Origin of the sequence: Roseiarcus sp. (genome assembly GCF_052145395.1) — a bacterium.
Taxonomy (GTDB): Bacteria; Pseudomonadota; Alphaproteobacteria; order Rhizobiales; family Beijerinckiaceae; genus Roseiarcus.
The window spans coordinates 1-7,703 of record NZ_JBKQOT010000002.1 but is presented as its reverse complement, the minus strand read 5'-3'; the positions used below and the strand labels follow the sequence as shown (position 1 = coordinate 7,703).

The following is a 7,703-nucleotide window of genomic DNA, read 5'->3' as shown; positions in this document are numbered from 1 at the left end:
AGCGTCGCCGACAGCGGGTCGCCGAGGCAGGCCGCGCCGGCGCCGACCGAGACTTCGTCGCCGCCCTGCTCCATCACCATGCCGCAAAGTCGAAGTTCGAGGCCGTCGAGTTTTTTCGGAGAAGCTCCGAGGACGTAGAGGCCGGAGGACGCGTTGTCGGCGATGGTGTCGAGGATGCCGATCTTCCAATCGGCGATGCGCGAATCGACAATCTCGATCGCCGGCAGCGCAAACTCCACCGCGCGCAAAATGTCGGCGATGGTCAGGTGCTCGTCGTCGAGGTCGCGCCCGATGACGAAGGCGATCTCGGCCTCGACCTTGGGCTGGATGAGCTGATCGGCCGCGACGTCCCATCCGTCCAGGACCGCCATATCGGCGAACAGCATGCCGTAGTCCGGCTGGCTGACGCCGAGCTGCCGCTGCACCGCGAGCGACGTCAGCCCGATCTTGCGTCCGACGAGCTTGCGGCCCTCCTCGAGCCAGCGCTCGGTGTTGAACTCCTGGGCGGCGTAGGCCTGATCGATGGCCCCGGCCGGCAGAAGCTCACGCACCGGCGGCACGGGCGTGCGAGTCTTGTAAGCTCCGAGGATGGCGTCAGCGACGGCGAGCGGCGCTATCTTTGTCACGATGCTTTCCCTTCTCAGAGCTTGACGCAGACGTTGGTCAGCTCGGTGTAGAACTCGAGCGAATGCAGGCCGCCCTCCCGGCCGATGCCGGACTGCTTGGCGCCGCCGAAGGCAGTGCGCAGATCGCGCAGGAACCAGGAATTGACCCAGCAGAGGCCGACCTCCATCTGCGCCGCGACGCGATGGCCGCGCGAAAGATTCTCGGTCCAGACCGAGGCGGCAAGTCCATAGGGGGTCGCGTTAGCGAGTCGCACCGCTTCTTCCTCCGTATCGAACGGACGGATGTGGCAGCAGGCGCCGAAGATTTCTTCGTTGACGATCGGCGACGTGTCGGGGAGACCGGTCCAGATGGTCGGCTGGATCCAGGCGCCGTTGGCGAGGTCGCCCGGCATTTCGGGAACGCCGCCGCCAGTGACGATCGTCGCGCCCTCGTCGGCCGCCTTCCTGTAATAGCTCAGCACCTTCCGGCGGTGCTCCTGGCTGATCAGCGGGCCGAGGTTCGTCGCGGGATCTTCGGGCCGGCCGAGCTTCAGACTTTCCGCGCCGGCTTTCAGGCGCGCGACGAACGCGTCGAAGATCGGCCGTTCGACATAGACGCGCTCGGTACCGAGGCAGACCTGGCCGCAGTTGGAGAAGCACGAGCGCATCGTGCCCTCAACCGCCTTGTCGAGGTCGGCGTCGGCGAACACGAGCGCAGGATTTTTGCCGCCGAGCTCGAACGACACCTGCCGGATGCCGAGCGCGGCCTGGCGCATGATCGCCTCGCCCGTGCGCGTCTCGCCGGTGAAGGTGATTCCGTTCACGAGCGGGTGCTGGGTCAGGAACTCGCCGGCCGAATTCGGCCCGAGCCCATGGACGACATTGTAGACGCCCTTCGGCACGCCGGCCTCGTTCATCACCTCGCCGCGGAGCGTTGCGGTAAGCGGCGTCTCCTCGGATGGCTTGACGACGACAGTGTTTCCGCAGGCGAGCGCCGGACCGACCTTCCAGGTCATCAAGAGGAGCGGCAGGTTCCATGGGCTAATGACCGCGATGACGCCCTTCGGCCGGCGAAGTCCGTAGTTCAGCGCGCCCTTGCCGTCCGGCGTCGGCAAAATGAAGGTCTCGGTCGAGACGCCCTTCACCGTGTCGGCAAACATCTTGAAGTTGGCGGCGCCGCGCGGGATGTCGAGATGGCGGGCAAGGCTTGACGGCTTGCCGGTGTCGAGGCACTCGGCGGCGAGGAATTCTTCGAGCCGCGCGTTGATGCCCTCGGCGACCTTGGCGAGGATGTCAGTGCGCTCCCCGACCGTCATCTTGCCCCACGGGCCCGAGAGCGCGGCCTTGGCGGCGCGGCAGGCGGCGTCGATCTCGGCCTTGCCGCCTTCCGGCACGCGGCCGATCACGCTGTTGTCGAGCGGCGTGCGGTTCTCCCAGAACTTGCCGGTCGTCCCTTGAGTAAACCCGCCGTCGATGAAATGCGCGGCGTCGCGACGCGCGCTGTCGAAACTCGCGGACGCCTTCCTCAAAGCCTGAACTGTCATCGCCTGACCTCTCCGTGACCGCGCCGCTCCTCGAAGCGCGCACCGGTCATATATCGCTATTGATCGTCTATGTCGATATTTTCATTATTGTCGATATTTTTGCGCCACCCCTCGCCTAGCTGGCGAGCGCTGACGCGCCTGCTTTGGCGCATGCCCGGTCGTCGTCCTCGGAACCGCCCGAGACGCCGATCGCGCCGATGACGGCGCCGTCCTCGACGATCGGCAGGCCTCCGCCGAACAGCGCGACACCTGGACGAATGGCGATGCCATGGTGGAGCACCGGGTTGTCTTTCAGCGCGTTCGACAGATCGTCGGTCGAGGCGCCGAACACCGCCGCGGTATAGGCCTTGTCATTGGCGATGGATACGGACGCGGAAAAGGCGCCGTCCGCCCGCAGGCAGGCGACGAGGTCGCCGCCGATGTCGACGACCGCCGCGACGACGGCGATGTTCCGCTCGCGGCCCTTCGCCACCGCGGCCTCCACGGCTCTGAGCGCCGCGGCCGAGTTGATGATCCGGCGCGCCACCGAGTTTGACATGATGTGCGTCCCCAAATGCGCGCCCTACCCGCCCCTTCCGGGACGACGCCGGCGCGCAATAGTCCTGGCGCTTAGACCCTTCGCGCGAACGCGAAGGGTCATTTTGCGTGCTGTCCTTAAGACCGCGTCTTACGACACGACCGACAGGAACGCTTCGTTCATCACCCGCTCGTAGTAGAAGATGCCCTTGCCGACCTGGGTCTCGTCCCAGGTGCGCGTCGGCTGGTCGGGATAGTAGGTGTAGCCGCCCGCGAACACTTCGCAGCGGTTGCCCGACGGGTCGAAGAAATAGATCGTCTGGCCGCGGGTGATGCCGTGACGGGTCGGCCCGATGTCGACCGAGATCTCGTAGCGGGTGATGATGTCGGCCGCGTGTCCGACCGCATTCCAGTTCTCGAGCTCGAAGGCGACGTGGTGCAGCTTGCCGGGTTCCGGATACTTCACGAAGGCGATGTCATGGGCCTTCATGCCCGCGGTCAGCCATATCGCCAGCAGCCCATCAGGCATGTCGACGCGCTCGGCGCAGCGGAAGTCGAGCGCCTTCTCGAAGAAGTCGAGGTTCTTCTCGATATCCGGCCCGTAGAGCAGCGAGTGGTCGAAGCGGCGGGCGGCCATGCCGTGCGGCTCGAGGTCCCAGACGTCCGGGTTGTGAATGCGCGGCTTCGGATCGGACTGGTCGGCATGGGCGTAGAGCTCGATGCGATGGCCCGAAGGAATTGTGAAGCCGATGCGACGGCCGACGCCCGGCTGCTCGCCCACCTTCACGTGATCGACCGCGAAGCCATATTCCTTGACCCGCTTCTCGTAGTGATCGAGGTCCGAGTCCTTCAGGCATTTGAAGGCGGCGGCGTCGACGCCGGCCGAGTCGGCGCGGCGCAGCACGATCGAATGATGGTCGAACTCGTCGGCCGACTTCAGATAGACGCGACCGTCCGGCCCTTCCGTCACCTGATGCAGGCCGATCCGCTTGGTGTAGAACTCGACCGCCGCAGGCATGTCCAGAACGCGGATCTGGATGAAGCCGGGACGCATGATGCCCGTAATCGCCATGGTGTTACCTCCTTAGACAGGTTGCAGGGCCCGTTCGCCCTTGGCTTTGACTACGACAGGGGTCTCCAGCCGCAGGGAAAGATCGGAAAGCGGATAGATGCAGCAGGCGAGCACCAGGCCCGCCGCCTCGTCTTCCGCGGAGACGCAGGCCCGGCTCATCGGGCCCGATTGGTATTCGCCGGCGAGGACGCGCACGCGGCAGATCCCGCAGCCGCCGCGGCGGCAACCGACGGGCAAGCGGCGCGGCAGGTTCTTGAGTTGGCCGAAGCCCTGCGCGCGTTCGAGCGCCACGAGAACGCGTTCGCCCCCGTAGCAGTTCGCCTGCCCATGCCCATCGAGCGTGACCAGGAATCGTTGCGGCGCCATCGTCAGAGCCTCTTGAACAGCGGGCTTTTGGGCTTCGACCCCGCGTCCTGCGCGGTGAAGAATTTTTCTGTGAAGATGTGCTTCTCGAACAGCCGCCCCTGCATCAGCGCGCCGATGCAGGCCTCGATCATCGGCGGCGGCCCGCAGAGATAGGCGGTCAAGCCTTCGAAGACGCCGCCGTACAGGCGCTTGGCGACGTCGTGGACGAAGCCGCGCTCGCCCGCCCAGGCGCTGCTCTCCGGCTCGTTCGACAGGGAGGGGACGTAGCGGAAATTCGGGTGCTTTTTCGCCAGCGCCTCGAAGTCTTCGCGGCCGTAAAGATCGGCTTGCGTGCGCACGCCGTGGACGAGCGTGATCGGCTCGGCGTAGCCCTCTTCCAGAAGGTCGAGGATCATCGCGCGGGGGCTCGAGACGCCCGTGCCGCCGGCCAGGAAGATCAGCGGCCCGCCGCGCGACTTGCGCACCACGAAGCGTCCGTAGGGGCCGGAAAAGCGCACGCGCTCGCCAAGCCTCAGCTTCTCGTGGACATAACCGGTGCCGGCGCCGCCGGGCACGCGCCGCACCTGCAGTTCGACATGGCTGGCGTCCGAGGGCGCGTTGGCGATCGAGAAGGCTCGCGCGCCTTCAACGCCGGGCAGCTTCGCCATGACGTACTGGCCGGCCTGAAAGTCGATGCTCTCGCCGTTCAGCGCAAGCCGAACGCCCTTGACGTCATGAGTGAGATCGTCGAGCCCGACGACCTCCCCCTCGAAGTCGCTGACCGGAATGCGGCGGGCGTCGGGATCCTCCTCGACGTCGGCCTCGATCGTGACGTCCGACATCAGCGTGGCCGTGCAGGCGAGCACGTAGCCGTCGTCGCGCTCGAAATCCATCAGCGCGAAGGCGGAGGCCTCGCCATGATCGATCTCGCCGTCCGTCACCTGCGTCTTGCACGTCCCGCACAGGCCATGGCCGCAGGCGTGCGGCAGATAGATTCCCGACCGCAGGCAGGCGTCGAGGATCGTCTGGCCTTCGGCGACGTCGATGGCATCGCCGATCGGTTCGATGGTGAGCTGGTGCGTCATTGCCCGGTTCCGGCCTTCTGGCTCAGCTCGCCGAGTTCTTGTAGCCGGAAAGGCCCGGCGTCCAGAAGCGGACCAGCGACTTGTGGCCGACGCCGTTGTCGGCGAGCGACTTGCCGAGATCCGGCTTCGTCTTCAGCCCGTCGATCATCCACTCGACCCTGTCCCAGTCGATCTTCTCGAAGTCGGGATGGGCGTTGTAATGGCCCTTGATAATCGCCTCGACGAAGGCGCCGAACGGCATGTCGGGGGGCAGCGGAAAGGCGAGCGGCGCGCAGTAGGACAGATGCTCCTCCCAGTGGACATAGACGACGCGGTTGCCGTGGAAGTTCTTTTCCGCGTCGCGGTATTCGATGTGCTTTTCGTAGTCGGGCGACAACGCCTGAAGGGCCATGGATTCCTCCCAAATTCCGTAGATAGCGGCGATCCGGCGGATGGCCGCATCGCCCGATTGCGTGCGAGTTATTCCGCGGCCTTGACCGCCCCGGCCTGCCAGCTCTTCCAGAGCTTTTCGTCGGGCGAGCCGACATAGTCCATGTTGTCGGCGCCGACGTTCATCCGGTAGTAGGCGAGAACGTCGGGGACGGTCGGACCGCCGCAGGCGCCCTGGTAGATCTGGTGCACCGGCAGCCAGGCCTGAACGTACTTCTCCGGCTCGCCGTCGAAGACGTCTTTGCAGCCGTCCGAGCAGAAGTGGTACGTGTCGCCCTTGAACTTCGAGTGGCGGAAGCAGATCGTCTCCGGGTTTCCGGGCTCGGTGTACAGCATTGGAACCTGGCAGGTCTGACAGAGCTGGGGCAGCGCCATGTTGTAGAAGCGCTTGCCCTGCTTCTCCATTTCGGCCCACATCTCCCAACGCGGGCGATAATATTTGTCGAACGTGGTCGGATACTTCTCGCTCAGCCAGTCCATGTGCTCGCGGTCGGGGATCCAGGTGTGGAACGCCGCGGCGTGGCAGTACTGGTAGAAAGTCGCCCAGATCTGGTGGGAGACATGGTCCGCCTCCGCCGTTGCGACATCCGAATATTTCGGCGGACGCAGGCCATAGCGGGCGAGATCCTGGAACAGCGAACCGCCGGCCTCGACGAAGTAGATGTCCCAGGCTTCGCGCCAGGACATGACCTTCTTCGGCAGCATGTAGTCCATCATCATGCCGACAAGGCCGAGCACCTTGTGGCCGCGCCAGAACCACTTGTCGACCCACTTCTGCACGATCGGCAGGTTGTCGGGATGCTGCTCGAGCAGGAACTTGATCACCTCGATGCCGAGCGTCATGTGTCGGCTCTCGTCCGACTGGGCCGAGAAGCCGAAGGTCACGGTCGACATGTCGCCGTTATAGGCCGCGCCCGACATGAACGGCACGAACAGGAGGTTGGTCAGCACGTATTCAAACGAGAAGCCGACGGCGATCATGTATTCGAACGGGCCGGCCGAGCGGGCGTCGTCGAAGAACGACTTCGGCACGCTGAGGTACCACACGCGGTCGTGCATGTGGCGGAACTCGGCGATGCCGTCGAAGTACTTGTTGTATTGGCTGATCGTGTGCGCCTGCGTCTGGAAGTGGCGCAACTCGTCGAGCGACTGCATCTGCGAGGCGACGCGAGGCCCGACGCCGCGCAGATGGCGCCCAGCCCAGGCGAAGCCGCGGTGCGCCTGATATTCAAGCGGCGAGACGCCGGTGAGGAACAGCTTCAAGGCGTTGACGTAGCGCCCGTCCGAGATCTTGGTCTGGCCGTTGCTCTGCGCGAAGGCGTCGAGCACGGCGTAGAGCTTGCGCTCCTTCTCCGCCTGGAACTTCCAGTAGGCGTCCATCGTCAGGCGGAACGGATCCTCCCACGCCGACCAGTCCTTGATCTTGATCCCCTCGAACTTGTCGTAGGGGAACACCTTGTCCATCGGCTGATAGGTGGTCTCCCAGTCGAGACCGCGGGTCATATGCGCGTAGCGCTGCTTGAGACCGAGTTTCTTGACGGCCATGCTGTCCTCCCAGACTTCGAGTTAGTGTTTCCAGCCGACGAGAAACCGGTCGTCGTCCTCGTCGAGATTGCCCGCCATTGAGACGAGCACGAGATGGATTTCCTGCGGGTCCCACGTCCGGCCGAGGCGCTCCTCGACCGAAGCGCGGTTGACCACCAGCTCCATGTCGCGGTCGAGCTTGACGCAGCCCGGCATGTCGAGGACGCGGACGCCCGGGTTGTCGGCGAGGATCGCCTCGATGATCGGGCGGGCGTCGTCGTTGTGAAGCAGCGTGAGCGAGGCGACTTGCGCCATGATGATTTCCCTTCCGATTAGACGTTGAGGCCGAGCGCGCGGGCGCGAGCTATGGCCGTCTCGCCTGCCGCCGCGGCGGCGTTCTCGTTGGTTAGCGCGGCCGCGAGCGGTCTCGCCGCCTCGACCGCGCGGTCGATCCAGTGGGTCGCCCACTCCGAAATGATCGTCTTGTTGGCGTCGCTCTCGGCGGCGACGGTCTTGACGACATGGTCGCTCCAGCGGCCTTCCTCGGCGCGCCAGTCGGACATGAACTCGGTCAGCATGGCGA

9 protein-coding genes and 1 pseudogene are annotated in these 7,703 nt (G+C 65.2%); all 10 read right to left on the bottom strand.

All coding sequences use genetic code 11. The features are described 5' to 3' along the window. Positions 1-626, bottom strand: a 626-nt coding sequence (locus tag ACLP25_RS00115) for a 2-keto-4-pentenoate hydratase (RefSeq protein WP_442467220.1), incomplete at its 3' end; no start/stop codon positions are given. Positions 627-640: 14 nt separating this feature from the next. Continuing rightward, on the bottom strand, positions 641-2,149 hold the full coding sequence (locus ACLP25_RS00110; protein ID WP_442467219.1) for a 2-hydroxymuconic semialdehyde dehydrogenase: 1,509 nt from the start codon (positions 2,147-2,149) through the stop codon (positions 641-643). A 115-nt stretch (positions 2,150-2,264) separates the two neighbouring features. Continuing rightward, a complete protein-coding gene (locus ACLP25_RS00105; protein ID WP_442467218.1) occupies positions 2,265-2,687 on the bottom strand; it encodes a GlcG/HbpS family heme-binding protein in 423 nt (140 codons plus the stop codon). A gap of 129 nt (positions 2,688-2,816) precedes the next feature. Continuing rightward, positions 2,817-3,737, bottom strand: a complete 921-nt coding sequence (locus tag ACLP25_RS00100) for a catechol 2,3-dioxygenase (protein ID WP_442467217.1) — start codon at positions 3,735-3,737, stop codon at positions 2,817-2,819. Positions 3,738-3,749: 12 nt separating this feature from the next. Further along, the gene (locus ACLP25_RS00095; protein ID WP_442467216.1) at positions 3,750-4,103 is read right to left on the bottom strand and encodes a 2Fe-2S iron-sulfur cluster-binding protein; all 354 of its coding nucleotides are present in this window, start codon (positions 4,101-4,103) and stop codon (positions 3,750-3,752) included. A 2-nt stretch (positions 4,104-4,105) separates the two neighbouring features. Beyond that, positions 4,106-5,167 (bottom strand): NADH:ubiquinone reductase (Na(+)-transporting) subunit F, encoded by a 1,062-nt coding sequence (locus ACLP25_RS00090; RefSeq protein WP_442467215.1) that lies wholly within the window; start codon positions 5,165-5,167, stop codon positions 4,106-4,108. A gap of 22 nt (positions 5,168-5,189) precedes the next feature. Continuing rightward, on the bottom strand, positions 5,190-5,558 hold the full coding sequence (locus ACLP25_RS00085) for a phenol hydroxylase subunit P4 (RefSeq protein WP_442467214.1): 369 nt from the start codon (positions 5,556-5,558) through the stop codon (positions 5,190-5,192). A gap of 68 nt (positions 5,559-5,626) precedes the next feature. Next, positions 5,627-7,141 (bottom strand): aromatic/alkene/methane monooxygenase hydroxylase/oxygenase subunit alpha, encoded by a 1,515-nt coding sequence (locus tag ACLP25_RS00080; RefSeq protein WP_442467213.1) that lies wholly within the window; start codon positions 7,139-7,141, stop codon positions 5,627-5,629. A gap of 21 nt (positions 7,142-7,162) precedes the next feature. Then, positions 7,163-7,435 (bottom strand): MmoB/DmpM family protein, encoded by a 273-nt coding sequence (locus ACLP25_RS00075; RefSeq protein ID WP_442467212.1) that lies wholly within the window; start codon positions 7,433-7,435, stop codon positions 7,163-7,165. Positions 7,436-7,452: 17 nt separating this feature from the next. Further along, positions 7,453-7,703 (bottom strand): annotated as a pseudogene (locus tag ACLP25_RS00070) (phenol hydroxylase); the annotation flags it as partial.